This window comes from Treponema sp. OMZ 305 (assembly GCF_024181325.1).
Classification (GTDB): domain Bacteria; phylum Spirochaetota; class Spirochaetia; order Treponematales; family Treponemataceae; genus Treponema.
In genome coordinates, this window is sequence record NZ_CP051300.1 from 1,893,999 (window position 1) to 1,912,809 (window position 18,811).

Annotated in this window: 11 protein-coding genes and 2 pseudogenes; 2 read left to right on the top strand and 11 right to left on the bottom strand. The window is 48.7% G+C overall.

Translation table 11 applies throughout. The annotated features are described in order from the left end of the window. The first annotated feature begins 37 nt into the window (after window positions 1-37). Window positions 38-2,983, top strand: coding sequence for a DNA polymerase I (polA, locus tag ABK01_RS08255; protein ID WP_253675294.1), 2,946 nt, complete (start codon window positions 38-40; stop codon window positions 2,981-2,983). A gap of 112 nt (window positions 2,984-3,095) precedes the next feature. Here polA and ABK01_RS08260 read toward each other — a convergent pair whose 3' ends face one another. From ABK01_RS08260 to ABK01_RS08295, 8 genes and pseudogenes are all read right to left on the bottom strand, one after another. Continuing rightward, a complete protein-coding gene (locus ABK01_RS08260; protein ID WP_253675295.1) occupies window positions 3,096-4,010 on the bottom strand; it encodes an Rpn family recombination-promoting nuclease/putative transposase in 915 nt (304 codons plus the stop codon). A 201-nt stretch (window positions 4,011-4,211) separates the two neighbouring features. Beyond that, window positions 4,212-4,550 carry a hypothetical protein gene (locus ABK01_RS08265; protein ID WP_253675296.1) on the bottom strand — a complete coding sequence of 113 codons (339 nt, stop codon included), beginning with the start codon at window positions 4,548-4,550 and terminating at the stop codon, window positions 4,212-4,214. A gap of 501 nt (window positions 4,551-5,051) precedes the next feature. Beyond that, window positions 5,052-6,209, bottom strand: a pseudogene (locus ABK01_RS08270) (formylglycine-generating enzyme family protein); the annotation flags it as partial. A 153-nt stretch (window positions 6,210-6,362) separates the two neighbouring features. Further along, a pseudogene (locus ABK01_RS08275) lies at window positions 6,363-7,169 on the bottom strand (Ig domain-containing protein); the annotation flags it as partial. A gap of 623 nt (window positions 7,170-7,792) precedes the next feature. Beyond that, window positions 7,793-9,322, bottom strand: a complete 1,530-nt coding sequence (locus ABK01_RS08280) for an NFACT RNA binding domain-containing protein (RefSeq protein ID WP_253675297.1) — start codon at window positions 9,320-9,322, stop codon at window positions 7,793-7,795. Between the two features lie 432 nt (window positions 9,323-9,754). Then, a complete protein-coding gene (locus ABK01_RS08285; protein ID WP_253675298.1) occupies window positions 9,755-10,432 on the bottom strand; it encodes an ABC transporter ATP-binding protein in 678 nt (225 codons plus the stop codon). Window positions 10,433-10,666: 234 nt separating this feature from the next. Then, window positions 10,667-12,304, bottom strand: a complete 1,638-nt coding sequence (locus ABK01_RS08290; RefSeq protein WP_253675299.1) for an ABC transporter permease — start codon at window positions 12,302-12,304, stop codon at window positions 10,667-10,669. 31 nt (window positions 12,305-12,335) lie between these two features. Further along, window positions 12,336-13,355 carry a thiamine ABC transporter substrate-binding protein gene (locus ABK01_RS08295; RefSeq protein WP_253675300.1) on the bottom strand — a complete coding sequence of 340 codons (1,020 nt, stop codon included), beginning with the start codon at window positions 13,353-13,355 and terminating at the stop codon, window positions 12,336-12,338. 270 nt (window positions 13,356-13,625) lie between these two features. Between ABK01_RS08295 and ABK01_RS08300 the strand changes: the two genes are divergently transcribed. Then, window positions 13,626-14,210, top strand: coding sequence for a hypothetical protein (locus ABK01_RS08300; RefSeq protein WP_212565047.1), 585 nt, complete (start codon window positions 13,626-13,628; stop codon window positions 14,208-14,210). Between the two features lie 174 nt (window positions 14,211-14,384). Here the strand turns inward: ABK01_RS08300 and ABK01_RS08305 are convergent, their stop codons facing one another. The 3 genes from ABK01_RS08305 to ABK01_RS08315 form a co-directional block, all read right to left on the bottom strand. After that, on the bottom strand, window positions 14,385-15,437 hold the full coding sequence (locus ABK01_RS08305) for a KamA family radical SAM protein (RefSeq protein ID WP_253675301.1): 1,053 nt from the start codon (window positions 15,435-15,437) through the stop codon (window positions 14,385-14,387). Between the two features lie 13 nt (window positions 15,438-15,450). Further along, complete coding sequence (locus tag ABK01_RS08310; RefSeq protein ID WP_016524002.1) at window positions 15,451-16,686, bottom strand: M20 family metallo-hydrolase; 1,236 nt, start codon at window positions 16,684-16,686, stop codon at window positions 15,451-15,453. A 163-nt stretch (window positions 16,687-16,849) separates the two neighbouring features. Beyond that, entirely contained in the window at window positions 16,850-18,664 is a 1,815-nt protein-coding gene (locus ABK01_RS08315) for a DNA topoisomerase IV subunit B (RefSeq protein WP_253675302.1), read from the bottom strand. Window positions 18,665-18,811: the final 147 nt, after the last annotated feature.

Below are 18,811 nucleotides of genomic sequence, written 5' to 3' on the forward strand. Positions count from 1 at the left end.
CTATGACTGCGGGGCGTTTTATGATACACTCATCCCCATGACACAGCATACACAAGATACGCTCTACCTACTTGATTCCTACGGCTTAATTTATCGCTCTTACTTCGCTTTTGTCAGCCATCCGTTGACCAATAAGGCGGGCGAAAACGTTTCCGCTCTTTACGGCTTTTTTAGAAGTCTTGCGATGATGTTAAAAACATACCGGCCGCAGTATTTTCTTGCAGCCTTCGATTCCCGCACGCCGACGTTTCGGCACGAATGGTACCCCGAATACAAAGCAACCCGCGACAAGACACCGGAAGATTTGCACGCGCAGATTCCGCATATCGAAAAAATACTAACAACGCTCGGTATCACCTGCCTCCGCAAAGACGGTTTTGAGGCTGATGATATTATCGCAACCCTTGCCCGCCGTGCCGAAAAAGAAGGCCGCCGCTGTGTTATCATCTCCGGAGATAAAGACTTAGCGCAACTGGTAGGAGATTTTGTTTCGGTGCTTAAACCCGATAAGAGTGAAGCCTTGGCGCACTGCGGCATCGAAGAGGTTAAGGAGCATTGGGGGGTTGCACCTGCACAGATGCTCGATTACCTTTCACTCATCGGCGATGCTTCGGACAATATCCCCGGCGTAAAGGGCATCGGCCCCAAAACAGCCGTAAAGCTTTTGCAGGATTACGGTACGCTCGACGCTGTGTATGAACATATCGATTCCATTACAGGAGCTGTACAAAAAAAATTAGCTGCCGGAAAGGAGAGCGCCTATTTTTCAAAAAAACTGATAACACTTGCCGCCGATATCCCCATCGAAGGCTCGATCGAAGATTACCGCTGCGATGCGCTGCACTACACGGAGGCGGCTGCGCTGCTGAAAGAATATGAGCTGCCGCGCCTTGGCGAACTGTATGCAAAGGCCGCCGAAGAAGCAGGCGCTGCCGGTGCAGCTGCTGCGCCGAATACTGCAGAAACCGGCACGAAAGCGGATAACGGTTCGGCAGAGAACGGTTCCGGTACAGGCGATGCGATTTCCCGCGGCAAAGCAGCCTCGCCTGCCGGAACCGGCATGAAAGCGGCAGGCGCCGGTACAAAACTGGCGACCGGTACAAAACCGATAGGCGGCGCTGACGGCACACTGCAAGCCGGTACCGGTACAACATCGGCAGAACTCCGTAAAAATACCGGCGAGTACCGCACAGTGACGGATGCGGAAGAACTCGAAGCGGTTATCGCAGAAGCCGAAGCGCAGGGCTTTGCCGCCTTTGACTGCGAAACCACCGGCCTCAACCCGCTGTATGACACCCTTGTCGGGTTTTCGCTCAGCTTAAAAGCCGGAACCGGTATCTACGTACCGCTCAAAGCGCCGGCGCCCGAACTGGGGGAGCAGCCCTTCGCTGTGATGCCCCTTGCCGCTGCAAAGGAACTACTCGCACGGCTCTGGAGTAACGGAGCGCTCACCCTTGTATTGCACAACGGCAAATTCGACTATCAGGTGCTGCGGACGGCAAAGATTTTTACCCGCGCCGGCTGCCGCCTCTTCGATACGATGATAGCGGCATGGCTGCTTGAGCCTGATAACCTTAGTTTCGGACTGGAGAACCTTGCCGAAGCACAGCTCGGCTTGCAGGGCATTAACTATAAAGACGTCGTCCCCAAGGGCTGTACCTTTGCGGCGGTGCCCCTTCCGCAAGCGACCGAATATGCAGCGGAGGATGCAGACCTCACCTTGCAATTATATCATATATATAAGCCCGCCTTGGAACAGGCAAACCTCACCGCTCTTTTTGAAACGCTTGAAATGCCGCTGATGCCGCTCCTTGCGGATATGGAAGCACAGGGTATCTTCCTTAAAAAGGAAGAGCTAGCCGCGTTTTCTGATGAATTGGCAGATACTCTTGCACGGGACGAAGCGGAAATTTACAAGCTGCTCGGCCATCCCTTTAACATCGCCTCCCCTAAGCAGCTGCAGGAAGTGTTGTTCACCGAACGGAAACTGCCGACCGGTAAAAAAACAAAGACCGGCTACTCTACGGATATTTCCGTGCTTGAGGAGCTTGCCGCCATCGATGAACTTCCCGCAAAAATTCTCGATTACCGCGCCTCCGCAAAACTGAAATCAGGCTATGCCGATGCGCTACCCCTGCTTGCCGATACACACGGGCGGATACACACCAGTTTTATTCAGACGGGGACTGCGACGGGGAGACTTTCGAGCCGCGATCCGAACTTGCAGAATATTCCGATCAGAGGAGAAGAAGGCCGCAAAATCCGCAAGGCGTTCTACGCAGCGGACGGCTGTAAACTGATTTCCGCCGACTATGCACAGATCGAGCTGGTTATCCTCGCTCATTTTTCGCAGGATGAAAATTTAGTAAAGGCATTCCGGCACGGAACCGATGTCCACGCGGCAACGGCGGCGCTCATCTTTAATGTACCGGTTGAAAACGTTGTCCCCGATATGCGCCGCATTGCAAAGGTGATTAACTTCGGGGTGATGTACGGTATGAGCGCATTTAGGCTCGCCAATCAACTGCGCATCTCCCGCACCGAGGCGGCGGAGTTTATTACCCGCTATTTTACCACCTATTCGGGAGTGTCCGCCTTTATGGAAACGCTTAAAGAGTCGGCCGCAGAAAAGGGCTTTGTGGAAACGCTGATGGGCAGACGGCGGTACATCCGCGCTATCAACAGCCGAAACCACACACAGCGCGCCGCAGCGGAACGGATCGCCATCAACACGCCCATTCAAGGCTCCGCCGCCGATATCGTCAAAACGGCAATGCTGCGTGTAGATCGCGCATTGAAGCAGCAGCAGTTAAAGGCGCGCCTCCTGTTACAGGTACACGATGAACTGATACTCGAAGCGCCCGATGCGGAAGTCGATTCTGTCAAAGCACTGTTAAAACAAGAGATGGAGCACGTCGTCGAACTCGCCGTCCCGCTCCGTGTCAGCATCGAAGCAGGCAGCTGCTGGGGAGATTTCCATTGATAAGTTAAGGTTCTACCCTAAGAACCCGCCTTGGTTCCAGAGCTTGATTCTTATAGAGCTTCCACCTCTGCTTTGGAAAGCCCTGTCGCTTTTGCAATATTTTCAATAATTCTTATAGTGCTTCTACTTCTGCTTGAGAGAGTCCGGTGATTTTTGTAATTAAATTCAACGAAAGCCTTTCCTCTTTCATCAATTTTGCGGTTTCAAGCTTTGCTTGGCGGGAACCTTCGACTTTGCCTTCAATAAGACCAAGTGATTTTCCTTGTTTAATGCCGTTTACAAAGGCTATTCTTCCTGCTTCCTCTCTTTGTACGGCAATATCGGTAGCGTAATCATATTCAGCTATTAACATGTTTATAACCTCCCGTGATTTTCTTTGTAGATATTCTCTCAGTATATCGTTTTTGATGCATTCTTTAATAGCATTCTCGAAACCATGCTCTTTATCAACTGCAATATGCCGACGTACTGCATCCACAAACAGGCTGTATTGTCCCAACGGTTCGCAACGCTTTACTATTCGACTATCTTTATCATAATTGATATTTATCAGTTTTACAACAAGCTCAAGAGTTGGCGTTTCAGGTTGCCTAATAAAGGAATCCGAAAGTCTTAGTATTTTTTGTGCAGGAATGTTTTCTCTTCCATTGTAAAAGACGTAAAATGCCGGAACCGGGATTTTTTTAAGAGTCCGTGAATAGCGATCGCGGGGATTTTGGATATGTTCATACAACCGCGTAACATATTCAAGACATCTTAATGGCATATTCGGATTTACGGTTGACTGATGTTCCGCAAGGACAATAATTTTATTATCAACGAGATACGATACATCATTAGCGAATGACATATACATTGTTTGTTTCAGCCGTATGTTTTTCAATATATCTGTAGACTGATAATTCGTATTATACAGGGTATTATACAGGGCATTATACAGCGCTAAAAAATTATCTTTTGCAGTTCTATCATTACTGAAAAGATCGACAAAGACCGAATCTTTATAACGACGATTGTATTTTCTCATAGTAATTTACCTCCGTGCATATACCTCTCTTATAAAGCACGGATGCAAAAATGGCTAAAGAATGGAAAGAAATGCGTAATCGTTTCGAGCTGTAAAACTCATAGGGATGTTTAGTAATTTTTGCATATTTGCCTCCTACAGTCTTTATGCGACGTTCGGAGTAAAACAGCTAAAGAAATGAAGAATTTTTGAGTTTTTTAATTATAAAATCCTATTGCAATACCTCCTGCACCGGCTTACGGCAACATGGGCTAACACAGGGGTTATATGCAGAGCATATTCTGCTTCGTCCCATTCGCCGCTTTCAAGCTTGTAGCGGTATTCTTTAATACGCTTTTTAAGGCGTTTCTTCTTCTTTTGTGAAAGGTATATCCCTTGCGGCTTTAACAAAAAGCCCAGAAATGGAACGCCACTTGCGGTTTTGCCGATTGTTTCTTCTTTTAAAGTTAACAGCAACTCCTCTTCCAAAAAGCGCTTGGCAGTATGCAGCATGTCTTTTATTTCCTGCATGGTATCGGCAAAGAGCAACACATCATCCATATACCGGACATATCAGGGGAAGACTTTTCTTTTTTTTCGATAAAAAGAAAAGTCTTCCCCTGTAACCCCATCTAAAGAAAAACGGCGACTTAGGGTTCTACCCTAAGAACCCGCCTTGGTTTCAAAGTTTCGTCCTTAAAAAAGCTGAGCCGTTAAGCTTTTATACAACTCCGTTTCAGCAGCGCCATGGACGGCGCTGGTTCTATGCAGAAGCGACGTTTCGGCAATTTACAACGTCCGTGTTGTAAATTGACTTGCGAGTTTTCCAAAAGCATCGCTTTTGGAAAACGTCGTTTCTGACTAACACGACCGGCTTCCATGCCGGAAATGCCTCAAACTCGTCGATGAAAAATGTACACGGGTGTACATTTTTCATCAGGGACTGTTCACACCGTTTGTGTGAGCTTTCAGTACCGCCAGGGAGGGCGGTGGTTCCACGCAATAGCGACGTTTTGGCAGGCGGAGCCTACCAAAACTCGCGTCCAAGAATTGACACGGATGTCAATTCTTGGACATAGCCACACGAAAACCAAGATCGTCGCGGCTGAAGTCGGGGTTGACGTAGTTCCGAATACCGACGACGCAGAACTCCGCGTCGTCGTTCCAGCAACCGCCGCGCATGACGCGGGCATTACCGGAAGCAGCACCCTGCGGGTCAACTACAAATCCGCCGGATGTATAAGTAGCATCATTTACTGTAGGATCATTATGATGCCAATCAAAACACCATTCCCATACATTCCCGCTCATATCGTGTAAGCCAAGTGCATTTGACCGCTTTTCTCCTACAGGATGGGTCTTATAGTCTGAATTAGCACCATACCACGCAACCGCTTTTGTCTCATCCGCATTATTCCAGTCAGCTTTCGCTCCGCTCGCACTGTTCAGTTTGGTAAGCCATACTTCTCCATATTTCTCAGCATTGGTGTTGTCGCTTCCCTGCCACCGAGCTGCATATTCCCATTCCGCTTCCGTCGGAAGGCGATACCCTTTCTTACTCATATCGGCATACGCGGCATCGCAAGCAGCTGTATCAGTCGCGTCTTTTAACACTGTAGTATCGGTAGCACTTTTGCGGTAGACGCATTCCCCCTCCCCTTTGATTTTCTGGGTATACGCATTACACCACACTATGCAGTCCCGCCAGCTTACACTCGTTACCGGCTCTTCTTCGCTCCCGCTTCCATCTTTACCTTTTACTCCTGCATAAGCAAACTTGTATCCATTCGCAGGCTGTCTCGCCCAGTCGCATACCTCTTTCCACAGTTTATACGGCACTTCCGTTTTGCCAAGCTTATAAGGGCTCAATGTTACCTTCCGCCCTGCGCGGAATACCCCTTTCCAATACTCTTCCATTCCCGGCAATGTATGTGTCGGATCTTGACCGGTAATCCCCGCTGCAGGTGGGCTTATTTTTATAAAGCCGTCGCCTGTATCTTCAAAACTACCTACATCGCCGGAAGGTGGTGTAGGCGGGGTTCCTCCCTCCGGTTTAAACGTTACTTGTACCGTTGTCGCTGCACTCATCTTTACCATTGCAGTATCGCTTCCGACGGTACCGCCTGATTGCAGCGCATCGGCGGACGTAACCGTCCATTTGTCTACTACATAGCCGCTCTCAGCCGTTGCCGTAAAGGTTACAATTTTGTCGTGCTCAACATTTATGGGACTGATCGTTGTTTCCGCTATGCCGTCCGCCTTTGCCTTGAGCGTACCGCCGGTGCCGTCTACGCTAAAGGTTACCGCGTATTCGTTTATCTTCCACTTTGCCCAAAACTCTTTATTGCCTGTGCTGCCCTTTCCAATCTGCGTTACTTTTTCACCGGTGAAGTCCGCTTTCTCATACCAACCCATAAAGCTATAACCTGTTTTTGTTGCAGCCTTTAAGGTAATCGTCTCCGTTTCTACAGTGTAGTGTGCGGGATTATCCTTGTCATTCGTTCCGCCATTCAGGTTGTAGGTGATAGTGTATTCGATCAGCGTAACCGTTACCTTACAGCTCGCTGTTTTACCGCCCTCTTCGCTCTTTACCGTGATAACCGCTGCTCCGGCTTTATGTGCCGTTACTGTACCGTTTTTATCAACGCTCGCTATCGCAGGCTTATCGGAACTCCACGCTACTGTTTTGTTTGTTGCATTTGCAGGCAAAACCGTTGCAGTCAGTGTTGTACTAGTTCCTGCTACAAGACTTACCGTAGGCTTATCCAACGTTACGCCCGTTACCGCTACGACAGAAGGCGGCAATGCCTTAAAGCTCACCTTTACCGTTACGGCTGCCGTTGCTTTTACCTTTGCGGCGCTGTTGCCGTCTGTTCCGGTACCGCTTTCAAAGCTGCCGCCTTGAATTGTCCACTTGTCTACAACAAAGTTTTCTGCGGGCATTGCGGTAAAGACCACGGTTTTGTCCTTTTCGACGCTTATGGGGCTTTTATCCGTTTCCGTTACGCCGTCAGCCTTTGCTTTAAGCGTACCGTGTTCCCCGGCGCTAAACGTTACCACAAACGTTTCCGGTTTAACCGTTATCTTATTCGGACATCCGGTAAACAAGGCCATTGCAGCAAGCATCAACCCTACTGCTAACCGGCTCAACAGCCGATTCGTTCTTCCATTTTTATCCATAATTGTTCCTCCTAGCACTTATATATTTTCAACCGCCAGACGGTTTATTCCTTAAATTTTTTAACCGCAAAGTACGCAGAAGACGCTAAGGGGGTTGGGATATGGTTTGGTATTTACCGGTGATTCTTTGCGATCTTTGTATGCTGAGTGGTTTTATTTTAATTAACCGCAGAGACGCAGAGCACGCTAAAGTTTTGAAAGGAATGTTCTCCTCTATCTGACTCCGCATACGTGGTACTCTTTGCGGTTTAATAGGGAAAAGATTAACAGTACGTTTGCCGTCTGCAAAAATTGATGAGAAAATATAATGATGTTGTTGCTTAAATGAAAAAAACGCCCATTTATCAGGGCACAGTCTACTTGCTGAGTTGCTGAGTGATTATGCCGACAAAACTATGTGTGTCAACTATCTTTTGAAAATATGCCGCTACTGAAAATAGCGACTGCGCTTTTGAGAGAGGCGGTTGGTGCTGCGGTAATCCGGTTCTGAAACTCAGCATAGAAATAGTATAGGAGTAAAAAGGGGAAAGTGCAAGGGAAAAATAATAATTGAAAATTTTCGTAATTGGTAATGTGTAATTAACAGCTCCTTTAATTATCCATTACCAATTACCAATTACCCATCAGCTAAGCGTTTCCCCCCGTGACTGTTCAAGCTGTTTCAAAACTGCCGGATCAAGTTTAATGGAAAGATTTTTTTCGTTTGACGGGAGTACGGTTCCTTTCGGCGCGTTCTTCGCCCTCCGCAAATCCTTCACTGCGGTGTAGTAGAGATCGGCTTGTCCGTTCCGGCGCGCCTTTGAATAAAACACGGCGAGGTTCCCTGCGGCAATCAGCACAGGCAGCGGAACGGTCTTTCCGTTTTTGTTTTTGATAAAGACATAGCCGCCGGAATAGTCCCGCACATGAAGCCACATATCCTTGCCGCGCACGTGGTGCCGTAGCAGCTCATCGTTTTCGGTAGCTGTCCTGCCGACATACAAAATCCACCCGTCATGGTAAAACGTAAGTCCCGGCCGCTCTTTTTCTTGAGCCGCCTGTTTTCGCTGCACGGGTATCTTCCGCTTGTGCAGCACCTTTTCGATAAGGTAAGGATTTTCTTCAACCCGCAGTTTTGCAAGTTCTTCGTTAAGCGCGGCGAGCGTCCGCTTGGAGTCTTCGATATCATCGGTGAGCGCCTCAAGCCCTGAAACCGCTTTTTTATACCGCTCATAGTATCCGGCGGCATTTTCCTGCCCTGTTTTTCTCGGGTCGAGGGCAATGCGGATAATCCGGTTGTCCGCCGCATAATCTTCCAGCTCGACGGAAGAGGCCCCCTGCGGAATCCGGTAGAGATTTGCCAAAAGTAAATCGCCTTGATGTTTCAGCGTATCCGCCTGCAAAAACGAATGCTTTTTCGCTTCGAGTTTTTCAAGCGCGCGGGAAATCTTCTCTATTTTAAGACCGTAAAAATGCTCCGCTTCCGCACGTAGCGCTTCGAGCGAAAGCACAGGCGCCTGCCGCGCGTACCATTCGTCAATCGCTTCATTAAAGGTCTTGGATGCATCATAGCTGCGGACGGTGTAGGTTTTTACCGGTTTGTCAGCGGCTATAGGCGACACGGTGGTAGATACACTTTCTGCAACGGCTTTTGATTCGCTGCCTGCCGCAGCACTCGGCTCATTTCCAAAAGTTTGCGTCGTAGTGGCTTCAGATTCTCCCGGTAGGGGCTGCCACGGCTCTCCGCTCACTTCATGGCGGGATGGGCGGCGGTAAAAGGCATCGACGATAATGCCGTTATCGACAAGCAGCATATTCGCTGCCCCGCTCCACAGCCGGATATAGAGGTAGAGCATACCTGAAGAGGTCTCCAACGAAAGCCTGACAATACGATCGTTGTTCAGCTGAACTGCCTCGGTAATCTTGGCGCCGCGGAGACGGGAACGGAGCAGCTCCATAAAACGGAGCGGCTTGTCGAACTTAGGAATCTTCCGCGTTGTTTCATGCAGGCGGCACGCCCCCGGTTCAAGACAGATGACCAAACTCATCGGGCGGGTCTTATAGAGGTGCAGCACCATCACTGAATAGGAGGACTGCACCACCTTTTGTATGTATGAGCCTTCCAAATCGAGCTCTTCCAGAATCTTATCGATTTCAGCGCAATTAAGCGACATCTACACCTCCGGTCACAAGGCAAACGCATCAGATGCTTTTGAAAATATACGGCGCATCTACTGCGTCGCATCGTCAAAACTATACATCCTTGTATAGTTTTGACTGCGAGTTTCGCGGGATCGCGAAACATCGCTTTTGATAAAACCAGCGGCATCCGTGCCGCTGCTCAACGTATCATTTCCGCCATGGACGGCGGTGCTTATATGCAGGGGGCCATCGAGTTTGTTACAACAAACTCGATGTTCAAAAATATACACGGACGTATATTTTTGAACGCGCCTGTGCTTTATTTTCAGCTAACTCCTTGTAGCTACACCATCTATTTTCAAAAGCACTGGTTCTAGGCAGTAGTATCCGTTATCTTGCGAAATGACATCTATCGGTCTGATGCGTTTGCCCTGAGCTTAAAGAAATGATACCTAAAATTTCGGTCAGGAGGAAGGCATTTCGATGATGTTGTCGGCGAGGTACTCGGCTTCGTCGCGGTCATGGGTAACGTAGATTGCCGTATACTGCATTTCGGCTTGATGTTTTTTGAGCTCTTCGCGGAGTTTAAGCCGCAACGGAGCATCGAGGGCGGAAAGCGGCTCGTCAAACAAGACCACGAGCGGGTTTACCGCAAGCGTCCGCGCAAGGGCGACACGCTGCCGCTCCCCGCCGGAGAGTCCTTCAATCCGTCTTTTTTCCATACCGGTCAAACCGAAACGTTCGAGCCATTCCGCAGCAGCCCGCCTGCTTTCCCTTTTGGATATCCCTTGCGAAACGAGGCCGTACCCGATATTGTCTTCGACACTTAAATGAGGAAACAGCGCATAGTCCTGAAAGACCATACCGATGCTGCGTTTTTTGACGGACTCATCGGTAATATCACGTCCGTTTAAAAAGACGTTTCCCGAATCGGCGGGCAATAAACCTGCGATCATTTTAAGCACGGTTGACTTACCGCAGCCCGACGAACCGAGTAGCGCAAGAGTCCCTGCCTTTTCCACCGAACAGGAAAGACTGATAGTCTTTGACGGCAACCGCTTCGTCAAACAGACAAGCCGGAGAAACGCCTCACTTTCATCATTCTCTCTATTTATCGGAAAACCCATCGAATCACCTTTCATATACGCTCCCTACCATACGCACTTTTGATACACAGGGCAACCGCACTTTAATCTTTCCAAGCGGTTGTCTTCCTTACGTTCAAAATTTTAAATAAAATTTTGAACGCTTTTTTCCACAGAAGGACAAACGCATCAGACAGGTTGATATAAATCGCAAAATAAAGAGGCCGTGAGACCATTTGAACCGCGAAGAGGTTCAACTCTGGTTGAACGGTCTCTTTATTTTGCGGGCTGTTAAAAAACAGTCTGATGCGTTTGTCCGCGCTCCCTCACCGTGTCCTGAATATAAAAGAGCGAACCCGTCAGTACGGCAAGAATCACCGCGATACCGGCGCTTTCGGTGAACCGATACGAACCGGCAAAGCGGAACAGCATCAGCGCGAGATTTTCAAAGTTCGGAATGTGGAGCAGAAGCGGCAGCGATGCGTCCCCCGCGCTGATTGCAAACACGCAGCACAGCGCAGATATAATACCGGTTTTGCATAACGGTAGAAATACCCGAAAAAATGCATCCGTGCGGGTAGAGGACAAAAGATGGGCGGCGTCGAGTACCGAACGGGGAATTTTTGCGAGGCAGGTCTCTATTTGCATCCACGCAAAGGGCCACGCAAGCGAACTTTGCACAATAACCAGCAACAGCAGCGACGGCACAGTATCAAGCTTCAACCACCCCGATCCCAGTACAATAGAAGAAACTGCAAAAGGAATGAGCGGCAGGCTTTTATACCACTTCCGATTTGATTGAAACGCTGCATATGCAAAAAAAAGCGCAGCCGTTACGGAAAGCACAGCGGTGCCGATCCCTGTCTGTATGGTCTGCCGCACCGCGCCCCAAAAGTGAGGCCGCTGTAAAAGCTGTCGCCACGCATCAAAAGTTATCGTGAGCGGCGCCTTAGGACTCGACAGAGAGTACCACACCAGAGAAGCGAGCGGAAACAGCAAACAAAAACAGATAACACAGATAAGCGCGGCAAAAAAGACATATTCTGCTGCGCCGCCGATGTTCAACCGAATGCGGGCGTATTGGGTGTTTTCAGCATGATCGGGTGTTCTATTCCTTAAATAAGCGTACAGCCCTACCGCAGCCGCTGCGATACCGGTTTCCACCAGCGCAATATGCGCCGCGGTACTCGCGTGTATATCTCTGCGGATGGTTTGATACAGCTCAACCTCCAGCGTTGTTACGCCGAGACCACCCAGCAGCAAAATAATCACAAAGCTGAAAAAGCAATATAAAAAGATAATGACGAACGAAACGCACAGCGGCGCTTTTAATGCCGGAAAGATCACTGTTCTAAAAATGCGCAGCGGCGAGGCTCCGAGCAAAAGAGCGGCTTGTTCGGTTTCCTCGGGGAGTTGTTCCCATGCGGCGGATACGGTACGCATCGTGATGGGAAAATTATAAAAGGTGTGTACAAGCACAATGCCGCCCGTCGAATAAAGGAAGGTGCCGATTGAAAGCTCCCCAGCCGAAAGCGCCGCAAGCAGTTTGTTCAGTAAACCGTTTTTTCCGAAAAAAAGGATAAACGCAAGCGCGATAACCACCGGCGGCACGCTCAAGGGGATCGCCGAAAGAGAGAGCAACAACTTTCGTCCGAAAAACCTCCGGCGGGCGCAAAAAAACGCCGCACAGAGACCGATACCGCTTGCCCCTGCCGCAGAGAGAAACGCTTGCATCACGGTAAAACGGGCAGCTTTCCATAAAGGCCGAAAGGCTGCTGCAGAAGCGCCTCCATCGAAGGCCGGAAAAACGGCAGCTCCGAGCGGTACGAAAAAAGCAATCAGTACCACACAGAATAACAACCCGCCGCCTACTACAAAAGCATTTTGCAGTAGTGTCCGCTTCGCAGCATTCCGATTAACCGAATCCATACAATTCTGCGATAAAAATGCAAAAATACGGTTATTTTTCCAATACTGAAATAATAGCGTCTACCGCCGTTTCCGCCTCGGTACCGGAAATCGTCAGCGATTTTTTCGGCATCGGGATTGTTTTAAATGATTCGGGAAGCTGCACCGCGGTATTTGCCGGATACATCCACTGCGTTTCGGGCAATACTTCCTGCGCTTTTTCAGTCAGCATAAAATCGATAAAAGCTTGAGCCGCTGCTCTATGCGGCGCATTTTTAACGACGCCCATTCCCTCAAGCGCAATCATATTCCCCTCGGTAAACGTCAATGCCTGATATCGATCGGTTTTATCATACCGGATATGATAAGCCATACTGGTGGTATAGCTGACCGCAAGCGGAGCCTCCCCCGCCGTAAACAGCCCGTATCCCGCACTCCACGAATGGCTCATCGTCAGGATGGAAGGCATCAGTCTTTTCCAGTACGAAAGATAATCGTTCCCGTAAACCGCCTTTGTCCATGCGGCAAAACCTAAGCCGGGAGCGCTCGTACGGGGATCCATGATAACCAAGGATTTTGCATATTCGGGCTTTGTTAAATCTTCCAGCGACTGAGGAGCAGGTACCTTTGATTGAGTGTCGTACATAATCGCAAAATAGCCCCAATCATACGGGGTAAGTAGTTGATCATCAGTCATTATAACATGTTGCGGAACAACTTTATCCAAATTCGGAGAGGTATACGGTTCCAGAACACCTGCGCTGCGCGTCTTATCGACAAGAAAAGCATTGATACCGAGCAGTACATCGGCACGCGGATTCTTTTTTTCGGCCATCGCTTTCGATAGGACGGAACCGGAATCCTCGCAGATCACATAATTGACGGTGTAGCCTGTTTGCTCTTTGAATCGTTTGGCAATTTCGGTGCCCGGTCCCCATTCAGAAGCAAAAGAGTCATAGGTATAGACAACAACGATTTTTTCTGTAGTATCTTGTTTTCCGCCTGCAAAAGCGGTTGAAGGCAGTATGATTGAACATACGATAAACAAAAAGAAATAAAGACGTAACTTCATTATTCCCTCCGCCGGCATTATCCGGATCAGGTGTAAGGCATCCGTACGGACGCCTTTTTCGGGTATGCTCTCAGCACGGAACGAATAAATTCGGTTGGCTCTAAAAAACGGATGAGGTTCTTAGAGGCTCCCGTCCATTGTTCCGGCACCCCAAGTTTGCGTATCCTAGTATATTCGCAAAAAAAGTGCAAGCAGTATCTTAATGTCATTAGAGCATGACATAAATCACTAACTACTTGACAAAAAATAAATTAAAGACCATTTTTAGGCATGCTCCAATCTATTTTTAACGATGTCGATATACAACTACCGGAACAAATACATAAGGCCGCAGTTGAATATCTTCCGGCGTTTCTCTCTGCGGAGGATGCTGAAGTATTTGCCGTACAGGCTCTACTTATTGCAAGAGCTTTTCATACGGGGGGGACATTTGAACAGGTGTTTACCGGTACCGAGCCGATTACGCAGCACTATCAAATCAACCTCATCCGCAGCTTTGAAAAAAACGTACGCCTGCTTGTCGATAAGATGTGGGTTGAAAAAGCAGATGAAGATGTAAAAGAGGATGTCCTCTATCGGCTCCGCAGTTTTTGTGAATCTATGCAGCAGGCAGAAAAGCCGGTCGATTATGAGGAATTATTACCCGAATGTCTCGGCGTCTTGCATGATGTAGTATTATTGCTTTTCGGTCGACAAATCGACGGCGAAGGTTTTTTAGAATACGCCATCCGTATCGATCCCGATTTCGGACTTTTTTGGTATTATCTTGAATGCCTCACGGCACAGCCTAAGCTTTCGGCAGAGAAAGCTCGGCTGGCTATCTTTCTCGGCATTTATTTTCTCGCTAATTTTTAAAAGGTTGTCATATTGTCGTTGTTCTTTGCTTTTCAGCTATAGCAGTTCATACAATTAGAACGATAAAGAAAGAGGTTGCTTCATTAATTCATAATTGTGAATTAATTGAAAGTGCAGCGGCTACGGGGATGATAAAAGGCAATGACGCTTCTCCCTCATCATTAGGCAATACATCTACCTCGGATAGGTATAGGTCTTTCCGTCTATACCGCGCGCTGAAAAGCGGCCGTCTTTTAACGAGGAGACAATATCCTCATAGAGCAGCAGGGCGGAAAGCGGGAATTTTCCGCCGCCGTTCGGCAAATCGACTGCAAATTGCGGTAACGATAAACCGGAAAGGCGTTTACGTAATGCTTTCCATATAAGTGCGGCTTTTTCAAGCGATACGCGAAAATGCGCCGTTCCCCGTGCCAAATCCGTTTGGAACAAATACCCTGGTTTTATCCCCATACAGACCAGCGCATGGAAAAGCTCCGCAAGGATGGCAGGGTCATCATTAACGCCGCGCAGCAATACGGTTTGGGTTTGCACCGAAATCCCCGAATCGATACAGCGGGTTAAGGCCTGCCGCTGCTCCTTACCGAGCTCAGCCGGATGGTTTATATGTGCAATCACCCAGAGCGGACGGACGGAACGGAGAAGTGTCATAAAATCTTCGGTAAAAAGCTCCGGTGCAAAAACCGGCGCACGGGTGCAAAGGCGGAGCAGCAAATCGGGACGGACGGAACGGAGGCTTTCCAACAGATGTTTTATCTGCTCAAAACTACCGCTCATCGGGTCTCCCCCCGAAACCAGAATTTCCTGTACTTCGGGATGTGTTTTAAGATATGATGTTACCGCTCCGATTTGCTCATCGGAAATAAAGCCGCTTGAGCGGGCGGTAAATTCCCGCCGGAAACAGTACCGGCAATACGAGATGCAGCGGCCGGTACTCAATAGCAGCACGCGGTTCGGATATTGGTGTACCAGATACGGGGTAACGCAATAACGCGCCTCGCCGAGCGGGTCGCCCCGCTCTTCCTCCGACACGACCTGTTCGTCGTCGGAGGAAAGCACCTGCCGGCGCAGCGCAGCGGCGTCGGCAGGTGCTGCGGAGGTAATCAAGGCCTTAAATGTCGGCGAAACATGTTCCGGCAAGCGGATAACCGTATCGGAAGCACGCTCATTTCGCCAATCATCATTCCAACGATTATCGTCCCGGCAATCATCATCCGGTGCGGCGTTCATACCTCCGTCACACTTACAGCGCATCGACTCCGTACATCAATGCTGCCAGTACTTGTGCATCGTCAATTAAGTTTTTCATAATGCAGTATTCATTCGGCTGATGCGCCATATCGTCGAGCGTGCTCCATACGACGGCGTTAAAGCCTGCCTGACGGAGCGGTGCCGCAACGGTTCCTCCGCCGATACCGATGGTTTGCGTTTTTTTGCCGTGTACTTTTTCGATAGCCTTTGACAGCATCGTAACGACCTCGGCATCGACAGGCGTTGCAGGCGATTCCGCCGAATCATCAATAATAAGCTCAACCTGTACGCCATATTTTGCTTCTATCGCACTTGCCTCGACTTTTATCTTCTCCATCACTTCCGCAACAGTGTAACACGGGAGTATACGGCAATCCATATAAAATACATCATCGCCCGGAATGGTGTTGATGTTCGGGATATTCGCTTCTTTTTTTGTCGGCTGCAAGGTCGAATATGGCGGCTCGAATAAATTATCCTGCTTTGAAAACACCTTTTCCAAAGCATTCAACCGGAGCGCCAAATCCGCCGCCGCAATGTGCGCATTCTTTCCTAAATCGGGACGTGAGGCGTGCGTTTGCACTCCATGCACCACAACCTTTAACCACAACAGGTTCTTTTCCGCAACTTCAATTGTCTCGCCCGAAGGATCTCCCCCGTCAGGAACAACGATAATATCCTGAGGTTTAAACAACTGATGATTATTTAAAAGATAAATAACGCCGTATCTCGAACCCACTTCTTCGTCGGCAACAAACAACAATTTTACGGTGTGAGCAGGCTGAATCTTTAATGCAAGAAATGCATAGGCGGCAAATACCGCTCCGGTCAGTCCTTGCTGGTTATCTTCTACACCGCGCCCGATAATTTTATCACCGTCCTGCTTCAATACCCACGGATCGCTTTCCCATTTTGCCAGCTCTCCGGGCGGCACCACATCGGTATGCGCCATAATCCAAACCCGTTTTGAATCATCTTTGCCCGGAATGGTAACGACAAGGTTCGGTCTGATACCGGAAGATACCCGCGTATCGGGTGCATCGAACCGTTCAAATTGAGTAAAGCCGAGCTTTTTTAAATATGCTTCCAACGCTTCGCATTTTTTCAATTCCCCGTCGCCGTCCGACTCCGGAGCCATGGCTGGAATGGAGCACAAAAGCCGTTCAAGCTCAATCATCTTATCTTTTTGTTGAGCGATAAAATCTTTAACCGATAAAAAATTTGACATACAACCTCCACATACGTAATGAAATGTACAGTAAACCTGTTTGGAAACTTCCGTTTCGGAACAGGGTACTTTGAAATGCACCGCTCAGGAATGAGCACTCCTTGAGATGCGCTGTTACTATACCATATTGGCGGCTATTCTGCAAATAAAAGGAACGATCGCTCTACGCATCGACCTCCGCAAGAAGATTTTTCATAATAAAGGCTTTGCGTTCGGGGGTATTTTTTCCCATATAAAACTCAAGCACGCCCGGGATCTTTTTCACGGTCTGAATGCTGACCGGTAACAGGCGGATATCCTTTCCGATAAATTGACCGAATTCGCTCGGGCTTATTTCTCCCAATCCCTTAAAACGGGTAACTTCCGCCGCTGCGCCGAGCCGCTTCATTTCGACATCCCGCTCTTTTTCCGAATAACAATAGCAGGTTTCTTTTTTGGTGCGCACTCGGAAAAGCGGCGTTTCCAAAATAAAAATCCGCCCGCTCAACACCAACTCTTCAAAGTAGGTGAGGAAAAAGGTGAGCAAAAGGTTTCTGATATGAAAGCCGTCGTTATCGGCGTCGGTTGCGATGATGATCTTATTATAGCGGAGGCTTTCAAGGCTGTTTTCGATACCGAGAGCCATCATCATGTTGTAAAGCTCCGCATTTTTGTAGATAGCCGCCCGTTTTTTACCGTGCATATTTTCGGGTTTACCGCGCAGCGAAAAAAGCGCTTGCGTAAGAACGTCGCGGCTCGAAACCATTGAACCCGAAGCCGAGTCTCCCTCAGTGATAAAAATCATCGACTCATTGCCGTACTGCTTATCCCCAAGGTGAAACTTGCAGTCTTTGAGTTTCGGGATTTTCATTGCAATTTTTTTTGCGGCAGCCTTCGCTTCTTTTTTAACGCTGTTCAGCTCTGTCCGCAGCCGCTCGTTTGCAAGGATTTTTTCTTCCAGCTTCCGCGCGGCTTCGGCATTTTTTTGCAGCCATTCCACGACAGCGGCCTTTGTACCGTTGACAATCCACGGCCGCACCTCGGTATTGCCGAGCTTGTTTTTCGTTTGACTTTCAAACACGGGAGCTTGCACCTTTACCGCCACCGCAGCGCAGGTACCTTCGCGGACATCCTCGCTTTTATAGTTTTTGCGGTAGTATTCATTTATCCCTTTCAGCAAACCTTCTTTAAAGGCGGAAAGGTGGGTGCCGCCGTCCGAGGTGTATTGTCCGTTGACAAACGAAAAATAGGTTTCGCCGTAGTTGTTGGTGTGAGTAAAGGCAAACTCAAGTTTCGCTTCTTTAAAATGCGCAATCGTATAGAGCGTCTCTTCGCCGATTTCCGCATTGAGGAGGTCGAGTAAGCCGTTTTCGGATATGTATGAAGCGCCGTTAAAGGTGAGCGTAAGACCGGCGTTTAAATAGGCGTAGTTCCACATCCGCTTTTCGATAAAGTCGAGGTTGAACGCGTAGTCGCCGAATATTTCCCCGTCGGGGATAAACTCCACCAATGTGCCGTTTTTAATGCCTTTTTTGGCGTCTCCCTGCTTTTCGTGTTTTAGTACACCCCGCTCAAACACTGCTTCGGCGTACTTCCCGTCGCGGACTGAAACCACACGGAAATACTCGGAGAGCGCGTTCACCGCCTTGGTTCCGACGCCGTTCAAGCCTACCGAAAACTGAAAGACTTCATCATTGTACTTTGCACCGGTGTTGATGACCGACACGCATTCCACCACCTTGCCGAGTGGAATACCGCGGCCGTAATCCCGCACGGTAACCTTGTTGTCTTTTAACAGCGCATCGATACGGTCTCCGTTTCCCATGATGAACTCGTCGATAGAGTTATCGAGCACCTCTTTTAACAGGATATAAATACCGTCATCGGGGTTCGAGCCGTTTCCGAGCCTACCGATATACATACCGGTGCGGAGCCTGATATGCTCCAATGAACTGAGCGTCTTTATTTTCGATTCATCATACGTATTCTTTGCAGCCATTTTGTTTTAAATTCCTTCTATAATAATAAAAACCAGACCTGTTCGATAACTTTGTTGTCGAACAGGTCGACGACTTCAAAATCGTACAGATAACACGATTTTGAACATCGCATTTCAAGGTAACTTTTTCCGAAACGGAAATTTCCG